Origin of the sequence: Paenibacillus marchantiophytorum (assembly GCF_014640555.1) — a bacterium.
GTDB lineage: Bacteria > Bacillota > Bacilli > Paenibacillales > NBRC-103111 > Paenibacillus_E > Paenibacillus_E marchantiophytorum.
Genome location: NZ_BMHE01000004.1, coordinates 119,333 through 139,072 on the forward strand (window position 1 = coordinate 119,333; position 19,740 = coordinate 139,072).

The 19,740-nt window shown below is 47.5% G+C and carries 19 protein-coding genes; 9 read left to right on the top strand and 10 right to left on the bottom strand.

What is annotated here, in order from left to right; all coding sequences use genetic code 11:
- Window positions 1–15 precede the first annotated feature (15 nt).
- A complete protein-coding gene (locus tag IEY34_RS06075) occupies window positions 16–252 on the top strand; it encodes a Sec-independent protein translocase subunit TatA/TatB (RefSeq protein ID WP_189009094.1) in 237 nt (78 codons plus the stop codon).
- A 41-nt stretch (window positions 253–293) separates the two neighbouring features.
- Here the strand turns inward: IEY34_RS06075 and IEY34_RS06080 are convergent, their stop codons facing one another.
- Complete coding sequence (locus IEY34_RS06080) at window positions 294–1,451, bottom strand: MFS transporter (RefSeq protein WP_189009097.1); 1,158 nt, start codon at window positions 1,449–1,451, stop codon at window positions 294–296.
- Between the two features lie 106 nt (window positions 1,452–1,557).
- Between IEY34_RS06080 and IEY34_RS06085 the strand changes: the two genes are divergently transcribed.
- A complete protein-coding gene (locus IEY34_RS06085) occupies window positions 1,558–2,739 on the top strand; it encodes a putative glycoside hydrolase (RefSeq protein WP_189009099.1) in 1,182 nt (393 codons plus the stop codon).
- Window positions 2,740–2,901: 162 nt separating this feature from the next.
- Window positions 2,902–3,855 (top strand): D-2-hydroxyacid dehydrogenase, encoded by a 954-nt coding sequence (locus tag IEY34_RS06090; protein ID WP_189009101.1) that lies wholly within the window; start codon window positions 2,902–2,904, stop codon window positions 3,853–3,855.
- A gap of 59 nt (window positions 3,856–3,914) precedes the next feature.
- Here IEY34_RS06090 and serS read toward each other — a convergent pair whose 3' ends face one another.
- The 5 genes from serS to IEY34_RS06115 form a co-directional block, all read right to left on the bottom strand.
- On the bottom strand, window positions 3,915–5,195 hold the full coding sequence (serS, locus tag IEY34_RS06095; protein ID WP_189009103.1) for a serine--tRNA ligase: 1,281 nt from the start codon (window positions 5,193–5,195) through the stop codon (window positions 3,915–3,917).
- 305 nt (window positions 5,196–5,500) lie between these two features.
- On the bottom strand, window positions 5,501–6,469 hold the full coding sequence (gene pfkA, locus IEY34_RS06100) for a 6-phosphofructokinase (protein WP_189009105.1): 969 nt from the start codon (window positions 6,467–6,469) through the stop codon (window positions 5,501–5,503).
- Between the two features lie 34 nt (window positions 6,470–6,503).
- The gene (locus tag IEY34_RS06105) at window positions 6,504–7,529 is read right to left on the bottom strand and encodes a tetraprenyl-beta-curcumene synthase family protein (RefSeq protein ID WP_189009566.1); all 1,026 of its coding nucleotides are present in this window, start codon (window positions 7,527–7,529) and stop codon (window positions 6,504–6,506) included.
- Between the two features lie 31 nt (window positions 7,530–7,560).
- Window positions 7,561–8,193, bottom strand: a complete 633-nt coding sequence (locus IEY34_RS06110; RefSeq protein WP_189009107.1) for a hypothetical protein — start codon at window positions 8,191–8,193, stop codon at window positions 7,561–7,563.
- A 30-nt stretch (window positions 8,194–8,223) separates the two neighbouring features.
- Window positions 8,224–8,538: a hypothetical protein gene (locus IEY34_RS06115; RefSeq protein ID WP_189009109.1), complete on the bottom strand. Its 315-nt coding sequence runs from the start codon at window positions 8,536–8,538 to the stop codon at window positions 8,224–8,226.
- A 179-nt stretch (window positions 8,539–8,717) separates the two neighbouring features.
- On the opposite strand from IEY34_RS06115, the gene IEY34_RS06120 reads away from it, so the two are divergent.
- The 6 genes from IEY34_RS06120 to IEY34_RS06145 all read left to right on the top strand — a co-directional run bounded on the left by IEY34_RS06120 (window position 8,718) and on the right by IEY34_RS06145 (window position 15,171).
- Complete coding sequence (locus IEY34_RS06120) at window positions 8,718–10,052, top strand: multi antimicrobial extrusion protein MatE (protein ID WP_189009111.1); 1,335 nt, start codon at window positions 8,718–8,720, stop codon at window positions 10,050–10,052.
- A 21-nt stretch (window positions 10,053–10,073) separates the two neighbouring features.
- Window positions 10,074–11,249 (top strand): MFS transporter, encoded by a 1,176-nt coding sequence (locus IEY34_RS06125; protein ID WP_189009113.1) that lies wholly within the window; start codon window positions 10,074–10,076, stop codon window positions 11,247–11,249.
- Window positions 11,250–11,278: 29 nt separating this feature from the next.
- A complete protein-coding gene (locus IEY34_RS06130; RefSeq protein ID WP_189009116.1) occupies window positions 11,279–11,971 on the top strand; it encodes an ABC transporter ATP-binding protein in 693 nt (230 codons plus the stop codon).
- The gene (locus IEY34_RS06135; RefSeq protein ID WP_189009119.1) at window positions 11,968–13,320 is read left to right on the top strand and encodes an ABC transporter permease; all 1,353 of its coding nucleotides are present in this window, start codon (window positions 11,968–11,970) and stop codon (window positions 13,318–13,320) included. The genes IEY34_RS06130 and IEY34_RS06135 overlap by 4 nt, the downstream gene beginning before the upstream one ends.
- Window positions 13,321–13,332: 12 nt before the next feature.
- Window positions 13,333–14,436 carry an efflux RND transporter periplasmic adaptor subunit gene (locus tag IEY34_RS06140; RefSeq protein WP_189009122.1) on the top strand — a complete coding sequence of 368 codons (1,104 nt, stop codon included), beginning with the start codon at window positions 13,333–13,335 and terminating at the stop codon, window positions 14,434–14,436.
- A gap of 87 nt (window positions 14,437–14,523) precedes the next feature.
- Complete coding sequence (locus IEY34_RS06145; RefSeq protein ID WP_189009125.1) at window positions 14,524–15,171, top strand: nitroreductase family protein; 648 nt, start codon at window positions 14,524–14,526, stop codon at window positions 15,169–15,171.
- A 75-nt stretch (window positions 15,172–15,246) separates the two neighbouring features.
- Here IEY34_RS06145 and opp4C read toward each other — a convergent pair whose 3' ends face one another.
- From opp4C to IEY34_RS06165, 4 genes are all read right to left on the bottom strand, one after another.
- On the bottom strand, window positions 15,247–16,104 hold the full coding sequence (opp4C, locus tag IEY34_RS06150; protein WP_189009569.1) for an oligopeptide ABC transporter permease: 858 nt from the start codon (window positions 16,102–16,104) through the stop codon (window positions 15,247–15,249).
- A 189-nt stretch (window positions 16,105–16,293) separates the two neighbouring features.
- A complete protein-coding gene (locus IEY34_RS06155) occupies window positions 16,294–17,268 on the bottom strand; it encodes an ABC transporter ATP-binding protein (RefSeq protein WP_189009128.1) in 975 nt (324 codons plus the stop codon).
- Window positions 17,265–18,278 (bottom strand): ABC transporter ATP-binding protein, encoded by a 1,014-nt coding sequence (locus IEY34_RS06160; RefSeq protein WP_189009131.1) that lies wholly within the window; start codon window positions 18,276–18,278, stop codon window positions 17,265–17,267. Before IEY34_RS06160 ends, IEY34_RS06155 begins: the two co-directional genes overlap by 4 nt.
- Window positions 18,279–18,309: 31 nt before the next feature.
- On the bottom strand, window positions 18,310–19,722 hold the full coding sequence (locus tag IEY34_RS06165; protein WP_189009134.1) for an amidohydrolase: 1,413 nt from the start codon (window positions 19,720–19,722) through the stop codon (window positions 18,310–18,312).
- Between the last annotated feature and the right edge of the window lie 18 nt (window positions 19,723–19,740).

Consider the following 19,740-nt stretch of genomic DNA (forward strand, 5'->3'; position numbering starts at 1 on the left):
CTGGAGGTGTCTAGCATGGGAGCATTATCACCTTGGCACATAATTTTAGTTGCAATTGTTGCCCTACTTTTGTTTGGGCCTAATAAATTGCCAGAGCTCGGCAGAGGATTCGGCAAAATGTTTCGTGAATTCAAAGATGCAACGAGCGGAAATGGCGGAAATTCCACAATTGAGGACCAACCTGCATCCGTTCGCAAGGAAGTCAATCCTGCAGAAGTTACGAATACCGACTCAGGACAAGGTCCCAAATAATGTACATAACACCCGGTGCCGTTTGGCGTCCGGGTGTTTTTTTATATATTTTTGCCTCGCATAAAGGCTTGCGTACCAAGAAATAGACATGCCGCTACCGCGGACATGATGGTGGCAAATATATACATACTTGCACCTCCCCATTCTTCACTCAACCATCCCCCTACCGATCCGCCAATGATGCCCGCAAGTCCCATAAACACCATAGCTAGAATCGATTGCCCTGTTGAACCAAATTGTTCGGGCAGCAGTCTAACAACGTACTGAACTGCGACAATCCACAATACAGCGAACGTAAGCATATGCGTCACCTGCAAACCAATCAATACCCATGGATCGCTAACGAAGATATAAAAGATCCAACGCAGGGTATATAAGATTGAGGCAATCCCTAAGAGGGTTAATTCATGATAACGATGCATATAGCGATTAATAAGCGCAAATATCGGGATTTCGCTGCAAGCCGCTATAGCCCAGGCCCAGCTCACCATCGCATCGGTTGCTCCCAGCTTGCTAAGATAGAGGCCAAGCAAAGCATCATTCATCCGGTGGGGAATGGAAATTAAGAGGATCATCAGCATGAACCATAGGAAGCTTTTATTTTTGAAAATAATGCTGATTGCACTTAACGTGATCCGCTGTCCCGTGCTCTTCTCATCTTTGATAAAGGCAAGCAGCAGGAAAGGAAAAATCCATAGAACCCAGTAAAAATAAGGGATACTGGAAACTCCGCCTAATTTGTCGAGCAATAGACCTGATACTAGTGCAACACTTGAAAATCCAATGGAACCCCACAATCGAACGGACCCATAGGATTTCCCACGACTCATCGTTGATTTCACAACCAAGTTATCAATAAGCGGGATGGAAGGCAGCAGAAAGAAATATAACAGTAAGATGAAACCAAGCGTTAGCGCGAAGCCGTTCGTGAGAAAGAGTCCAATACTGCCAAGCAAGGAAAGGACCCAGAGCAGGAAAACGATGTTTTTAACCGAATTAAAACGATCGCTCACATAGCCCCAAAACGGCTGAGCAAAGATTGAGATAAAAGGTCCGATCATCATCAGCATGCCGATTTCACCGGCAGAATACCCCTTGTTTTGCAAGTACAAAGGCAAATAAGGCAGCAGAATAGCACTCGACGCATAGTAGAAGAAATTAACACCGGATAATGAAATAATTTGTCGATCTCGCTTCAACAGGATTCTACCTTCTTTCTACATTCCTCTACAAATTTCCTCTGTGCGTAGTTTACAGCTTGCTTTATAATAAAAGAAGTACAAGATAGGAGAGGACTTATACATCATGGAAATTTTACTTGCTTCACTCGCCCTTATTTGGGGCAACGTTACAGCCGCTAATCCTGATGCTAACTTTGAACAGCTTGTGCAAGCTTCACTTAACGCGAAAAATGCCGTTGCTATCGTTCAACCTGCACCATCGGAAGGCTCTCACCCACTCGATCCCGTGAATAAGCAAGATCCACAGAAGGATGCTCCCAAAGTGAAAGGTATCTATTCCACTGCTCATAGTGCCGGAGGTGCTCGCCTTACTACTCTTGTGAAGCTTCTGGATGATACGGAGCTGAATTCACTAGTCATCGATGTCAAGGATGATTGGGGCTACATCACCTGGGAGACGGGTAATCCGGATCTCGATGCTATGGGAACCACACAGAAAATCATTGGCAACATGCCAGGGTTAATGACGACACTCAATGAGCATAAGATTTATCCGATTGCCCGCATCGTTGTTTTCAAGGACACCATTCTCGCCAAGAAAAAACCAGAGTGGTCCTTCATCAACCCAGACGGTTCATTATGGAACAATGGCAAGACTCAGCCCGATAGTTTCGTGAATCCCTATAACAAGGAAGTCTGGGATTACAACATCGCAGTCGCGAAGGAAGCTATTAAAGCTGGCTTCAAAGAAATTCAATTTGATTATGTGCGATTCCCGGAAGGCTTTGAAAAAAGAGCGGACACACTGAAATACACCAAAGATGATCGCTCCCGGATCGATGCTGTTGCTTCTTTCGTCAAATACGCCAAAGAACAAATCGAGCCGCTTGGCGCACGCGTTTCTGTTGATATTTTCGGTTATGCCGCATCTGTTCCAGCTGCCGAGGGCATTGGTCAAGATTTTGAGAAAATTTCACAAAATGTCGATGTTATTGCCCCAATGATTTATCCAAGTCATTACAGTACCGGTTGGTTCGGCTCCAAAGTGCCGGATGCCGCCCCTTTTGCCACGATCAACGGCGCTTCCAAAGACACGAACAAGAAACTGGAAGTTATTGATAAAAAGGGCTGGAAACCGATTATTCGACCTTGGATTCAAGATTTCACGGCCTCCTGGATACCTGGCTACATCAAGTATGGCAAACATGAAGTAGAGGAACAGATCCGCGCCCTGAAAGAAAATGGCGTCGATGAATTTCTGCTATGGAATGCCAATAATAATTATACGCCTAATGTGAATTACTAAGATTGGCATATAGACACCCTGAGGGCACTGAAGCTCTCAGGGTGTTTGGATTATAAGGACAAGTTTACTTTCCTTTTTGTTTTGTTTTATCATAGGGACAGGTTCATGTTACCAGAACAACGACGGCTATGTACATTCAAATTTACGGGAGTTGAGGATAAAATGAAGATTGTTGCCATCACTGGGATGGATTTGACGAAGATGATCGAACAAATGCCGGAAGATTTAAAAGCAAGAAGTCAGTTTCAGTGGTTCAAATCATCGAGCGGAGCTGAACAAGAAATCGCTGACGCAGATGTTATCGTTACGGCGGGACGCATGAATCCAGACATGATGAAGTTGGCTGTTAAGCTGCAATGGCTGCAAACCTTATCCGCAGGCGTCGACAAGCTGCCTCTTCAAGAACTGGCTGAGCGTCATATTGTCCTCACGAATGCCCGCGGCGTGCATACCATCCAGATGAGTGAATTCACGCTTAGCCTGATGCTGCAATGGGTGCGCAAAGCCAATTTATTCCACGAACAAAAACAAAATAAAATATGGAGCCATCATATTCAGGTTGGTGAATTGCATGGCAAAACGCTGGGGATTATCGGTGCAGGCGCCATTGGCGAAGCTGTCGCTCGCAAGGCCAAAGCTTTTGATATGAAGGTTATCGGGCTTAATCGTTCAGGCGATCCTCAGCCTGCATGTGATGCAACCTATAGCGGCGAAGACGGTCTGACGACTTTACTCTCCCAAAGCGACTTCGTTGTTCTCCTACTTCCAAGTACGGCCAAAACAAGAGGCTTTATTACGAAGGAGCACCTTGCGCTTATGAAGCCCAGCGCTTTCCTAATTAATCTTGCGCGCGGCGATGTGATTGACGAGGAAGCTTTGATATCCGCACTGCAAGAGGGCAGCCTAGCCGGGGCAGCGCTTGATGTATTTGAACAGGAGCCGCTTCCAGTCACTTCACCTTTCTGGACTTTGGAGAATGTCATACTTACACCGCATATTGCAGGAGCCTCCGCTCATTATACGGAACGCGCTTCCTCCATCTTTTATCACAACGTAAGAGCTTTTCTGGATGGCGGCGAAATGATGAATATCGTTAATTTAAAAGAAGGCTATTAACCTAATCAACACAAAGAACCTTCTCCCTGTGCGAAACATCGCAGGAAGAAGGTTCTTTGTTATGGAGCCGGAATAGCTTCAAGCCCTCTCATATAGGGCCTCAGCGCCTTGGGAATGTAGATGGAGCCATCCGCTTGTTGGTGATTTTCGAGCAAAGGGATCAGGATCCGCGGTGTGGCAACAGCTGTATTGTTCAGCGTGTAACAATAGCGAAGCTCACCGTTCTGATCCCGGTATCTAAGTCCGCTGCGACGCGCTTGATAATCGAGCAGGCTCGACGATGAATGGGTTTCACCGTAAGCTTGGCGGCTTGGCATCCACGTTTCGATGTCGAATTGCTTGTAGTTCTTGGCCCCCATATCTCCTGCGCAGACGGCAACAATTCGATAAGGCAGCTCAAGCAGCTCCAGAATATCCTCAGCGTTTCTCGTGATTCGCTCCAACCAACGTTCCGCAGCAACAGGATCATTCTCACAAAGAATCACTTGCTCTACTTTGGCAAATTGATGTACCCGATATAAGCCGCGAACATCCCTTCCTGCCGATCCTGCTTCTTGGCGGAAACAGTTCGAAACGGCGGCCAGTTGGACTGGACCTTTGGACAAATCCACAATTTCATTGGCATAGTACGAAACCAAAGGTCCCTCCGATGTGCCAACCAACCATTTATCGTCCGACAATTCATAGGTTTGCTCTTTGCCAGCCGGGAAGAAAGCTGCATTCACAAGGGTCTCCTCCCGCACCATTAACGGAACATCCATCACTGTAAAGCCTCGATCGCTCAACAGATCAATCGCCAACTGTTGGACGGCTCTGTGCAAATACAGTCCCATTCCCTTCAAATAATAATTACGGCTGCCTGCCACCTTAACTCCGCGAGGAAAATCAACTAAATCCAAATCCTCACCGATTTGCATATGGTCGCGGGCCGCGAATTCAAAGACTGTCGGCTGCCCGACTTCTTTAATCACAACATTATCTTGATCCGAAGCGCCAAGCGGCGTATCCGGCGAAGCTAAATTCGGAACGGTCAGCAGCAGGAGCTTCAATCGCTCCTCCAGCTTCGCAAGCTCCTCCTCGTGCTCTGTGAGCGTCTGGTTGCAGCTTCGCACATCCTCTTTCATAGCTTCGGCCTGCGCAAGTTCCTGCTGCGCCATCAGCTTGGCAATCAGAGCAGATGCCCGGTTGCGCTCGGTTCGCTGCTGATCGACTAGCTGCTGCAGCTTCTTCTTCTGCGCTTCGACCTCAAGCAGCTCATCCAAGGGACAATTGATCCCTTTCTTGATGGCTGCTTCTTTCACTTCATCCGGATGATTACGAATCCATTTCATATCCAACATGTGATCCACCGCTTCCCTTTTCGAATGTGAGAAAAAGACAAAAAACGCCCTTGTCCGATTGGGACGAGGAGCGTTCTGCTCGCGGTGCCACCCAACTTGATGAAGATAGATACCTCTTCATCCGCTTGGTTCCGCGATAACGGGCGGTGCCGGTCTATTTAGAGAACAACCAAGCTGCCTTAGCTGTTCCGATCACAAACGTCTCCGAGTTGGATGCTCTTCACAGACCTAATGTCGATTTGTACGTTGTTCGTTATTATAGCCAAAGTTAAACCAATGGTCAATAGTTAAATCGTACCATCGAATTATTGCGATAAGCGGCTTGCCAATTCGTAAAGTTCCATATTGAACTCTCGTTTCGTATTCACAACCAACTCAATATCCGTTGCGACTAATTCGCCTTTGATCACGCCGCAAGCTTTGGAGGAATCGCCCTCCATCAGTCTGCGAACAGCAAAATCTCCCAGTCGGGAAGCTAAAATACGGTCATTGTGCGTAGGCGCTCCACCACGTTGAATATGGCCAAGAACCGTTACGCGAGGCTCAATACCAACAACCTTCGTAATTTCTTTGGCAATCCCGTCGCCGTTGCCCGCTCCCTCTGCCACCAGAATGATACTATGGCGTTTGCCATGAGCAAAATTATCTTTCATCCGTGTCGCTACCTCATGAAGATCAACTTCTACTTCGGGTACGATAATCGTTTCTGCGCCACTAGCTAGTCCAGCATACAGAGCGATCTCTCCACAATGGCGTCCCATTACTTCAACAACAGAGGAACGCTCATGGGAAGTCATCGTGTCGCGAAGCTTGTTGATCGCATCCACCACAATACTAACCGCTGTATCAAAACCGATTGTGAAATCAGTGAACGGGATGTCGTTGTCAATCGTGCCTGGCAATCCCATCGTTTTGATACCTAATTTACTAAGCTTGTTCGCTCCTTGGTAGGAACCGTCTCCCCCGATAACGACCAATCCGTCGATTCCGCGTTTACGCAAGTTATCCGCTGCGATCTGTTGACCTTCCGGTGTCATAAACTCTTTGCAGCGCGCCGTCTGCAGAATCGTTCCCCCACGTTGAATGATATCGCCTACGCTGCGCAAATCCATTTGACGAATATCATCATTGATTAGACCATGGTACCCACGTTGTACGGCAAAGACTTCTAGGCCATGGAAAAGCGCGCTTCTTACAACCGCACGTACGGCTGCATTCATGCCCTGTGAATCTCCTCCACTAGTTAATACTGCAATTGACTTTACTGCTGACATTTCATTTCCTCCTTCAATTTCTTGTGCCTGACATTCATGATGTCGTTCGAATAAACATGCTATTTAGCCAGAAAAACAACCTTGTTAATGGACTATTTTTCATAAGACGCTTCGATACGTTCTTCACTTGCTGCTGACCGTTGACCTTGGGATCGGATAAATACAGTGCAAGCAAACCTTCGATTATCATACGATGAAATCGCGGATGTTCCAAGAACAAAATTTTACTGCGAGCCTCTTGCACAATAAAGGCAATTCTCTCCACTGTAACATCCATGGAAGGATAATACGTGCAAAAATTCAAATCTCCCCCCTGTATGTCTTCTTCCTGATCAATTAAATAATCAAGCAGAATATGAAGTCCGCATACATAAGGGAAATAGGCATCTCGAATTGAATGAACCTGCCCGTCGCTCAATTGAGGATCGCATGCAGCAAGAAAAAGCATAAACATGCCTAGCGTGGACCCCGTAGCTGCTGCAAACTCATTCCATGAGATTTGACTATAGTTATGATGATGTTGTTCCCACCATTGGTGCAGTTCCTGCTCCCGCATATCCTTGCGAATATGCTTGTACACTTGCAAATCGCAATACAAGCCAACAAATTCACGTACCTGATCAGCTACTTTGGCATAAGAAGGCAGGCTATCGATACAGCTCTGACACTTCATAACCAGATCAGCCAAATAGTTTCCGTCCTCTTTCTCCTGCCTGTAAGCATAATAATCGTTCAAGGGCTTGGCAGGGTTGACAGCGTCCAGCATGGATTGATGAAGTTGACGGAAATCCAACGGATCGAGCGAAGTGCTGCGATCACAAAGATTATCTAGATAGTCGCTGATGGTCTGGAAAGCAACGATAAGTGGGATAAGGACATGACGCATTGGCAAGTTAGCTGCCGCATACACAGCACCGCCTTGGCAATGGAATTGTTTCGTTGCGATACTGGCCAATGCTTGTGTCTGCAGTTCCAGATCGGGGATATTGGCCGCTTTCGATTTCCATATAGCCAGTTGTTCACTGACATCAGGCAAGATGTATCGATATACCCTTAGCATCAAACGGAGTGGGCCTTGCGGAACCTTTATGCTACTTTTGTCCAATTGCTTCAAGCAGACTTCCTCCACAACTTTGTTCGTAACAATACTGAAGCAGCAGCTGCATCTCATAACGTTGAATATGGCGCAACCAACCATCGACCGTAGGATTTTGAACCAATGACACTTGCAGCTCTACTACATCGATGAATACACAGGGATTCCACACAGGCGAAGTGATCAGCACTTCAAGCTTTTGACAAAGCGCATCATTGTCTAATTCGACTAAATCTTTGACCGTTAAATAATCTCTTACACAACCAATTAAGTTAGAAAAAATAGGATGATGACCGACATCGTTAAACCAGTATTTCGCATTGCTGTAATCACCCTCCATCCGATGCATCAAAGCATGCCAATAACTGCCTGTTGCATTCGTAATTTCCTGGGCAATATCATGTGATTTATCAAGACTCTCATTGAGCAAATAGAGGCCCGCTTTGATCGCCTGACCATAAGGCTCTTGCTCAGGACTTCCAAGTGTCATCATATTTGGCAACAGCGCGTCAATCCTATCATCCATGGCTACATCCCATTCTTCAATCGGATATAGGGCTGGTAAATGCTCCAACAACGGCTTCGCAATAGCTTCCAGCCAAGTGGCCCCATCTTTATGGCTATGCATGCCAGTCACTCTCCCTTTCATTAACAACCATTAATGGTGGGTCTTCGATTCCAAATCCTGATTAACACGGAACCAAAGGTGAAGATCATTTATGATAGAAGCCAGATCAGCGATTTCGGAATTTAACCGGCATGAGGTTGGAAAATCGTCTTCTCTGTCCAGCTGATTTTGTTTATAAATAATCGAAGCCTCCAGCTTCATGATACGGTCCGGGATCGCACCGCGAATTTGTTCCCAATGCAGTAAAATTTCAACGCGAACCTCTGAAGGGTAAGATTCCCATTCGACATCCAAAACGGGAGTCTCAATGCCTAACCTGTCATTATAATGAAAATAGCCATCCATTCCTATGTGTTACCTCCTTGCCGTGCCTAACGACTAAGTCGTTATCATGAAACATTCTACCTTTAAATGTATCACTTCAAACCTTTGGTTTCCAGTTAAAATTGTATGTCAACCTGATTTCATTTTCTGGTATACTAAAATAATGTTTTAGAAGGGAAATTTAGTTAGGAGAGATTTAGATGATAGTTTCGACAGTGAAAGAGAACATCTCATGGAAACAGCTCATCTCCTTTTTTCTACCCCTCGGACTTTCGGCAACACTTGTTACCCTCTCGCATGTTATTATTAACAGCACTTTGGCCCGTGCGGATAACTCCGAAATGGTCATCGCCAGCTATGCACTCCCTCTGAGCCTGCTAGGCTTGACAGAAAAACCAGTCGTCCTGCTGCGACAAGCTTGTTCCGCCCTCGTACGAGATCGCATATCCTTTCGAGCGATGGCTGCGGTCAGTTCTTATGTATTTGCCTGCATTATTTTGCTTGGTCTCATTATATGCTACACCCCTGTAGGAGAATGGGTTTTTCTTTATTTCTTTGGCGTAGAACGCGAATTATTAGAAACTACGTTAAGTGTCTATCGCATTCTCATGTACGTAAGTATTTTCTCAGGATTACGCTGCTTATTTCATGGCATTATTATTTTTAATATGCGAACCAAGTGGTTGACGATCGGAATGTGCGTGCGCATCCTCGCGATGTATCTATTGTCACTTTACTTTATCACAACAGATAATGTCTCCAGCGGACGTGTTGGGGCTATTATTTTTCTTGTAGGCATGGTGATTGAAGCAATTGTCGCTATATGGGAAGGATCAAGTCTGCTGCGCAAGGTAATTCCGGAGAAAGCGCCCGGCCATCCGATCGAGACCAAGAAACAGATCTTCAGTTTCTATAAACCTTTGTTGTATTCATCTGTCATTGCTGTTGTCATCGGTCCTGCGATCAATGCGATTTTAGGAAAAACAACGCACATCCATTTGGCGATTTCCTCTTTTGCGATTGCAGGCTCTTTAACCCAACTTGTGCTAAGCTTTTTTTCCTATATTCATCAAATCGTTTTAAACTTCTATCGCAAAGATGCGCATAACGTCTTCCGTTTCATCTTATTGCTCAGTTTTATTCCTGGAACACTTATCGCCATTCTGGCGTATACAGCACTGGGGCCTTGGTTTATGACCCATGTTATGGGAGTAAACAACGAACTTATGCATGCCAGCCTGCGTGCGATGCGTATATTTATGATCATGACGATAGTGTTTCCTTGGCTTGATTATATGAATGGCATCATTATGCTGCGCGGTCAAACAAAAATCATGGTTTTTTCCCAATCTGCGAATGCTATAACAACGATCTTAACACTGTTCATTTCCATTGTATTCGTCCCTGACTGGAACGGAATGATTGGTGCATTAGCGCAATCTGTCGGGATGTTAGCCGAACTCGTTGTAGTCGTTTATGTGCTGAAACGAACCGCTGAAGATCAGCAACCAAGTATTTTTTCGAAAAATTTGTAAGAAATCGAGTGATAGCCTCCTATGCGTACGTCTATACCTATACAATCAGATGATTCGCTATTGCGTCTGTTCACGTTTGCTTTTTTTATGACGATGGGAATTGTCGTTACTTTTTTCCCGCTTTACTTTGATTACAAGGGATATTCCAAAATCCAAATCGGTTTGCTGTACGCCATCGGGCCGCTCATTGGCATTGCAACCAACCTATTGTGGGGTTTCCTGAGCGATCGTTTCCAAACGATTAAGAAAATCATGATTATTCTCATCCTGGGGCAATTAGTGACGGCCATCCTTGTGTTTACCGCAGGTTGGTTTTCGCTATTGTACGTTTGTTTAGCCTCATTTTTCTTTTTCCAACAGCCTGTAAACTCGTTGAATGACAGTCAAATCATGCTCAGTATTCGAACTAGCGGCAAGAGCTACGCATCCTTTCGAGTTTATGGTTCTATCGGCTTCGCTGTGTCTGCAGGAGGATTTGGACTGCTTCTCAGACACTACGGAACAGGTCTTACGCCGATTCTATGCCTATTCACGATTGCGTGTACGCTTGTGATCGTATTCTTGCTCAAAGATGCCCGTCAAGGCGGCAAGAAGATGGCCTTTAGCGGCGTAGTGGATATTCTGCGCAATAGAAAGTTCATCTGGTTTCTGGTGCTCGTTATCATCATGTCAGTCTCTCATCGCTTCAATGACGGTTTCTTAGCGCTCTACATGAGGCAGCTCGGCGCTTCGGATTCGCTCATTGGCTATGCCTGGATGACATCGGCACTCAGTGAAATTCCAGTCTTCTTCTTCCTGAGCAAGCATGGTCACCGGTTCAAAGAATTACCTTTGCTGGCCTTTGCCGGCCTCATCTATGCCTTGCGTTTTTTCATCATGAGTTCCATTCAAGATCCTAGCTGGGTCATTTGGATCCAAATGCTGCACAGCCTAACGTTCGGTATTTTCCTTTTCACAGCTAATCGCTACATCAGCCAACTGATTCCCGATGAGTACAGATCCTCGGGGCAAGCTATTTTTGCGGTAGCTTGGTCCAGCATTGCCGGCCTCATTAGCGGAACATTCGGCGGCTGGATATTTGATGCTGCTGGCGGGAGCACCGTCTATGTGTTTGCCGCATGTCTATCCATCGTCGCAACGATTGGATTCCTGGGCACACACCTGTTCCAAAACAACGAAAGCCTGCCAGGCAGGTAATGAATTTGTAAAAAGAAGGGACTGGTTACGTGTTAACCATTGCAGGGTTATCTCACAGCTTCCGCACAGGGCAAGAAGAAACCCACGTTCTTCATGAGCTTAATTTCCGAGTAGAGCAAGGAGAGATGGTTGCTCTGCTCGGCAGCTCCGGCTCAGGAAAATCTACGCTGTTGAACTTAATGGCAGGCCTCATGAAGCCTACCCACGGAAGTATTTTAATCGCTGGACAAGCTATTGAGAAAATGAACGAAAACCGCTTGGCGGAATTTCGACGTACGCATATCGGATTTATTTTCCAATCTTATGAATTAATCCCTCATCTAACCGTCCGCGAGAACGTCGAGCTCCCTTTAGTTTTCCAAAGCACCCCAAGCCAAGAACGCAAACAAAGGGCCATGGCACTCCTGCAGCAAGTCGGTATCGGGGACAAATCCGAAATGTTTCCTTCGCAACTATCCGGGGGACAGCAGCAGCGTGTTAGTATTGCACGTTCCTTGATTACCAAACCGGCGATCGTCTTCGCCGATGAACCTACAGGGAATCTGGATACCAAAACAGAGAAAGAGATTATCGATCTGTTGATAGATTTGAACCAGAACTCAGGTATCACCTTCGTAATCGTCACCCACGAGCTTGAGGTAGCAGGCCGCACGCAGCGTATTTTGCAGCTCCGCGATGGCTATCTGGTAGAACAACACAAACAGGAAGGTGAGGCCGGATGAAGCTTAGGGATTACCTTCGTCTTGGCTGGGATCAGCTGCAGCGGCGCAGAGTAGTAACTGCACTATGTACGGTTGGCATAGCCATCGGTTCCGCCTCCATCATAGTAGCTCTCGGCTTTGGCGAATCGATTCAGCATTACAGTCAAAAACAGTTGAGCTTTTATCTCAAGACAGATGAAATAATGATCGTAAATCAAGGCGGAGATCCAAAAAGCGCAGCTGCGTTAACAGCTAGTAAACTCGATCTTATACGTACTTTTCCACATGTGAAATCCGTTGCAAGCTTTCAAGACTTAGGTTCATTCAGCTTTACGGTTGATGATGGCAAACAAAGCTACCTGGATCTTAAAGCAACCGAGCTGAATGCGTTGGAAGATTTCGACGCCAAATTTCAACAGGGAGGTCCAGGCGATCAGAACACTCAGATTGTGCTAGGCTACGGGGCCACACTCGGCGTCATGGATAGCAAAACAATAGAAGTCCGCAATAAACTCATGCAGCAAAATCCAAGCAAGGAACAATCCGAAACGTTTCGTCAAATGGATGTGCTCCCTTATCCGCTATATCAGAAACAACTTCTGCTGAAAGCGAATAATGATCGAGGACAGTCTGACAACCAAAACGGAGCTTCCGTCAAGCCAACGATGGAAATGACAGTTCGTGTGTCAGGGATACTCCAAAAGCCCGATGGATTGCCCGCATATATGCTGCAAGGCAACAAAACAGCCTATGTCTCGCATCAAACAGGTCTCAAAATCCTAGAGTCGCTAAACAAAGCAACTACGAATGGGCAGCCGCGTTATTCGGAAGTCAAAGTGAAGGTCGACAGCAGCACCAATGTGAAACAAGTGGATGAATGGATCAAAAAGCTCCAGCTGAATACGCAAACTAATTTGTTTCAGGAAGATCGGATGAAAGGCCAATTCGCCATTATCCGTCTGCTGCTCACTGGTGTTGGCCTGTTTGTTTTGTTCGTTGCTTCGATATCGATTGTCGTTGCCATGACCATGTCCACCCATCAGCGCCGCAGACAAATCGGCATTATGAAAGTACTTGGCGCGAATTTAAGCCAAATCCGCAATATGTTTATTGTCGAGTCGACTCTGCTCGGCATGCTCGGAGGTTTCGTCGGCATTCTCCTCTCCTATTGGGTGATCTGGGGCATCAATCTCATCATTATCCGATTCGGCTCCACGGGTTCAGCGGAACCCGCGGAAATTTTATTTATCAGCTTCTGGATTCTCCCTGTCGGTATGTTTTTTGCCATAATGACTGGGGTTTTATCCGGGCTGTATCCCGCAGTGAAAGCTTCCCGAACAGATGCTTTAACCGCTATTAAACGAGAATAGGAGATTACCGGTATGAGGAAAAAGAAAACATGGATCCTGCTTCTTTCTGCAATCATCGTCTGCGGTATCAGCAGCTTTCTCTATGTTAGCAGCCATCCCAAGCAAAAAAGTGCCAAGGATATGGATGCTGCATCGATCATGAATGTTCTGCAATTTAAAGTAACCAAAGAAGACTTGATTAATAGTATTGAAGTCAAAGGAAAATCATCGTACGAAAAAGAAACGCGCGTCTACGCTCCTTTCACAGGCGAGGTGAAGGCATGGAATATGGCAGACGGCGCTCAAGTGACCAAAGGTCAGCTGTTATTCGAGCTGGATGCCACTCCGCTCAGGACTGAAATTGCCAGCCTCCAAACAACCTTGAAAAAGCAAAAGTTGGAAGCAGATCTGGCCAACTTCAAAGCTGCCGGACCGCAAGGCGATTCAACCGGCGTAGCCGCGGGAGCGGTTGGCGAAGATGACGCCAGAAGCCGCTTCGCCGCAGTCGAAGCTCGTAAAATTCAAGATCAGCTCAACGAGGTGAAAGATTCCTCCATTCAGCTTCAGCTCGCAAAGAAGCAAGAGAAAGTGGAGCAAGCTTCCTACACGGCCCCGGAAGATGGCATTTTCCTGTTTGAGGATTCTGCCAAAATCCCTAAATCAGTTGAAGAAAGCGTGCGAATCGGCAAAATTGTCGATTTAACCAAACTGAAACTAGTCAGTACGGTGGGTGAGTTCGATGTGTTCCGGATCAAGCCAGGCATGCTGGTGCAAGTCAAAGTTGAAGCACTGAAATCAAAGAAACTCCAAGGCAAGGTTGAAAAAGTATCCAAATTTGCTAAATCCGGCACGGATCAAGGCTCTGGTTCCGCGCAATTTGAGGTTACCATTTCCTTAGAACAAAGCGATCAACTCATCGCCGGCTTAAGCCTCACCGGTACGATTGAAACGGAACGAAAAACAAGTACCCTCGTCGTGCCGACGTTAGCTGTGATGCACGAAAAAGAGATTTATTATGTGATGCTGCAGACGCCGCAAGGCGTAGAGCGCCGTGAAATCGAAATCGGCATGGAAACTCCGGAGAAAACAGAAGTCGTCAAGGGCCTGAACGAAGGCGATACAGTTGTGCTGCAATAACAAGTGCCTTATAATATGCATAAAGTCTTAGTACCAAGTATTAAGTATTAGGTCAAATTGAGTTGCAAAGGCAGGTATAGGTTTCATATGAATTATGACGATTTCAAAGCGATTGTTTTAGAACGCCGCAGTGTCCGTAATTTTACAGAGCAAGCCGTTTCTACGGAGGATATTCGTGAAATTATCGATTGCGCCCGCTATGCGCCAAGCGATACGAATTCCCAAACGTGGAAGTTCGTGGCGATACGAAATACCGACAAAATTAAACACATCGAACAACTAACGTGGGATCAACTTCACTCGCGTGCAGCGGATGCAGAGCAAAAAGGCCTTTCCAGAGAAGCACGCTTACTGGTGAAATCATTTGGCCCTTATGCGACTGCCTTCTCCGGTGCGCCGGTTTTAATCATTTGTTTGGCAACACCTTACGCGTCGAAGTTCCGCGATCGCATCTTTGACCCGATTCAACTTGTTGAAGAGCATGTATGGGCTGAGGAAGGCATCAAGAGCTCTTGTCTGGCCTCCCAGAACCTGATGCTCGCCGCTCACGCCAGAGGCTTGGCTACATGCCCTATGACAGGCCCTGTGCTGCTTGCGCAGGATCAGATTCGTGCCTACTTGGACATTCCGGAAGAGTGTCAAATCAATATGGTAATCGCCCTTGGACACCCCAAAGAGCGTCCGGGGAAATTAGCTCGCAAAGAAATCGACGATATTCTTCAAATCATTGATTAAAGATAGCCCTTAAACAAATAGCAGGAAGAGGCTGCCCTCAAGGTTTTCAACCTTATTGGGGCAGCCTCTTCCTGCTTATTGTCTGGCATCCAGAGCGTCACGCAGCCCGTCTCCAACGAAATTAATCGCAAGCACAGTAAATAAAATCATCGCACCCGGCGGAACCCAGAGCCATGGCTGATCTGTCAGCACCGTCAAGGACTGTGCATCTGTCAGCATATTGCCCCAGCTTGCTGTCGGGGGCTTGACTCCCATGCCCAGGAAGCTGAGCCCAGCTTCGCTCATAATCGCTGAGGCAATGCCGAACGTAGCATTAACAATGATAGGACCGATTGCATTAGGAAAAATATGCTGAAATAATATTCGCGGTGTGCTCAGTCCAAGAGCTACACCAGCCTTCACATAATCGAGCTGTTTGATCGACAGCACGCTTCCTCTAACCAGTCTGGCCACGCCAGGCCAAGAGAACAAGGCTAAGACCAGAATGATCGTAGTCATATTCGATCCCAGAACACTGATGATGACCAAGGTAACCATCAGAAAAGGAAAAGCCATGAACATGTCCGTAATCCGCATGACAGCCATATCCAGCCAGCCGCCAAAATAGGCGGACACGATGCCGACCAGCGTACCGAAGGTCACGTATAGCGAAACGGTAACAAACCCGACGATGAGTGAAACTCTTGTCGCATAGATGAGGCGGCTTAGCACATCTCGGCCGACCTGATCCGTCCCCAGCCAATGTACCGCCGATGGCTTCGCGGAGAAGATTGCTGTCACCTCTTTGGGATCATGCGGAGAGATCAGCGGAGCCAGTATGGCAATCACAACGAGCAGCAGAGTAACGAACAGACCTGCTACTGCCAACTTGTGCCTTGCAAAGCGGAGCCAGAACTGCCGCAAAGCACTATCCGTCGCTTGCTCATCTTCCATTAGCTCGATGAAGGTCGGCTGTAAGGGACCCTTTTTCAGTTGATACTCAGATAAAGCCATAACCAATTACCTCCGAATTAGTCGTTATTAATTCTTGCTGCAAAATTCAAGCCCATCAACGTTGGATAATCGCGTGAAAGAATCAATTGCATGGTCAACTGGCCAATCCCGGGCCACGGAAAATCTATTCTAATTTATTGGAAAATGACAAGCAACCGCATGCGCTCCAGGTGTCAGCGGCGGTTCTTCGTGTTGGCAAAGCTCCTGAACATACGGGCAGCGCGTATGAAAACGGCAGCCAGCAGGCGGATTAGCCGGACTGGGCACGTCCCCTTGAATAATAAGCCGCTTATTCGAACGCAAGGTTGGATCGGGCGTCGGATAGGCATTCAGCAGGATATGGGTGTACGGATGCTTAGGACGTTTAAATAATTCTTCCTTATATCCAATTTCAACTATTTTGCCTAAATACATGACGGCAACCCGTGTGCTGATATATTGGACTGCTCCGATACCATGAGCAATGAATAAGTAGGTCAGCTTCAGCTCCTTCTGCAAATCCGCAAGCAAATTCAGAATTTGCGCCTGAATGGATACATCCAGAGCCGACACGGGCTCATCACACACAACCAGCTTGGGCTGAAACGAAATTGCTCGGGCAATCCCAATCCGTTGGCGCTGGCCTCCGGAAAACTCATGCGGATATCTCATCTTGTAGGCACGCGGCAAGCCAACCAAATCAAGCAGCCGATCCACCTCCCCCTGCACGCGATGTCTGTCCACCAAGCGATGAGCAATGAACGGCTCAGCCAAGATGTCATTGATTCTTTGGCGGGGATTCAGTGAGGAAAATGGGTCTTGAAAAATGATTTGCAGACGAGTGCGAATCGGCTTCAGTGCTCTTTGTGAAATATGTGTAATATCTTCATTTTGAAAAAGGATACGGCCCTCGAAAGGGTCTTCCAGCCGTACAATCGAGCGGCCGATCGTTGATTTGCCGCAGCCCGATTCACCAACGAGTCCAACCGTTTCGCCTTCGTAAATCGTAAGACTCACATCGTCAACTGCTCTGACGTGCCCCACTGTCCGAGATAAAACGCCTTTTTTTATTGGATAGTATGTCTTTAGTCGATCGATTTGCAGCAAGGGGATATTCGTTGTCATACGCCGACCTCCTGAGGATGTGGGATAAGGGGTTGAACCGCAGCCTGCTCCTGAGCGACCCAACATCTCACAAGATGCTCATGGTCGATTGCTTGGAGGTCAGGCTGCTGCTGCTGACATCGCTCAGTTGCCAGCGTACAGCGGGTATGGAAACGGCAGCCAGAGGGCATTCGCTGAATGGACGGAACCGTGCCAGGAATGGCTGTCAGCCGCTCCCCCTCTCCTTCCACACGGGGAATGGAGTTTAGAAGCCCCTTCGTATAGGGATGCTGCGGCTCCCGAAACAGCGTGAACACATCCGCTTCCTCTACGATCTGGCCGGCATACATCACAACTACTTTGTCCGCCATTTCGGCAACAACACCCAGATCATGCGTTATGAGCATAATCGCAGCGCCGCTCTCCTCGCGAAGTTCCTTCATAAGCGCGAGAATCTGCGCTTGAATCGTCACATCAAGCGCAGTCGTGGGCTCATCCGCAATGAGCAGCTTGGGCTTGCAGGATAAGGCCATCGCGATCATGATCCGTTGACGCATGCCGCCTGAAAGCGTATGGGGGTATACATCCATAACATCTTCAGCACGGGGAAGGCCGACTTTGCGAAGCATTTGGATCGCATAAGCCTTCGCTTCTTTGCGCGAGAGGCTGGTATGCTGCCGAATCATTTCTAACAGTTGGTTCCCAATGGTCAGAACAGGATTTAACGAGCTCATCGGCTCCTGAAAAATCATAGACATATCTTTCCCTCTTAAACGGCGCAGCTCGGATTCTGGCCGATCAACCAAGTTCGAGCCATCGAAGCGAATCTCGCCTTGTTTAATTCGCCCATTTTGACCCAGAAGCCCCATGACAGATAAGGAAGTTACACTTTTCCCGCAGCCGGATTCTCCAACAATACCGATGGTTTCGCCAGGTTTAAGCTTGAAGCTGATCTCATCGACTGATATTACTTCTTCCTGTCCCGTCCGAAAGACCGTCTGGAGCCGGTCAATTTCCAGCAAATACGTCATCTTCCACACCGTCTTTTCTTATGAAATAGCCTCAAACGAGAATTGGCGCTTTGACCTCTTCAGGAATAGCTGGCAGGTACGGCTTCCCTTGCGTCTTTTTTTGAAACTCAGCTTGAGCCAGACTTAACAAGTTCCCTCCATCCGTCAGCAGCTCATAGGTGGATAGTGCCAACAGCTTGGCGGCATGATGCATGCCTTTTAATCCGATCGATGAGCCGAAGGCAGCCGTCGCCTGCCAAGTATGCACCTGAACACCAAACGGGGCGCAAGTTGTCATGATTTGACCCGTTGGGGTAATCCAGGATACATCGCCCACATCGGTAGAGCCCCCGCCGGTAACTGAGCCTGTTGGCTTATAATTAACGAATGCGGTAGGCAGAAGGTCATCTTCTGCCAAGCCCAGTTCCTTCTGCCGTTTCTTAGCGTATTGCTGCAAAGAAGGCTCCAGTGTTGCAGCCAATGCACCCGCTAACGCCAAATCTTCCTCTGTGAACAGAAGTGGCCCCGCTTCATCTTTCTGGTTAAATAGCAGATCATTTAAGGTTTCATTCACATTAAGATCATAAGCGCCGGCTTTAATCTCCCAGGTAACTTCCGTTTCAGTCATAAGGGCAGCGCCTTGAGCAATCTTGACCTGCCGCTCAAGCAATTCATCAACATGAGCTCGATTCGCTCCACGCAAGTAGTACCAAACACTCGCCTTGTCTGGAACGATATTAGGCGCTTCACCGCCATTGGTAATGGTGTAATGAATCCGAGAACCGTCAATAACGTGCTCCCGCAAGTAGTTCGCCCCAATGTTCGTCAACTCAACAGCATCCAGCGCGCTTCGACCCAGATGCGGGGCAGCGCCAGCATGAGCGGCTCTGCCTGTGAAGAAAAACTCAACCGAAGTAAGCGCCGAACTCGGAATGTTCCACGGGGTGTTGGAATGACCGGGATGCCACGTTAAGGCAGCATCCAGATCATCGAATACGCCAGCGCGTGCCATGAATGTCTTCCCGGAAAGCACTTCTTCCGCCGGGCAGCCGTAATAGCGAATGGTCCCTGTCAATTTCTCCTCGGCAAGGCGCTCCTTGAGAGCGATCACGGCCTCCACACCTGCAGTCCCGAGAAGGTTATGGCCGCACCCGTGACCTGGGCCATTGACAATAAGCGGCTCCCGAACAGAGCTTACCTTCTGGGACAGTCCCGGTAAAGCGTCAAATTCGCCCAGAATGCCAATAGTGGGTGAGCCGTAGCCATATTCGGCAACGAAGGCTGTCGGCACGTCACCTACACCTGACAGGACAGTAAACCCAGCGTCCCGCAGCACGGAAATTTGCAGTTTGGAAGCAAATGCCTCCGTATACGCGACCTCTGGACGGTTCCATATTTGCAAAGCCTGGTTCTCGAACGTCTTCTTATTTTCATCCAACCAATCGACCAATTGCTTCTTTCCCATCGACAATCACCTCGGCAT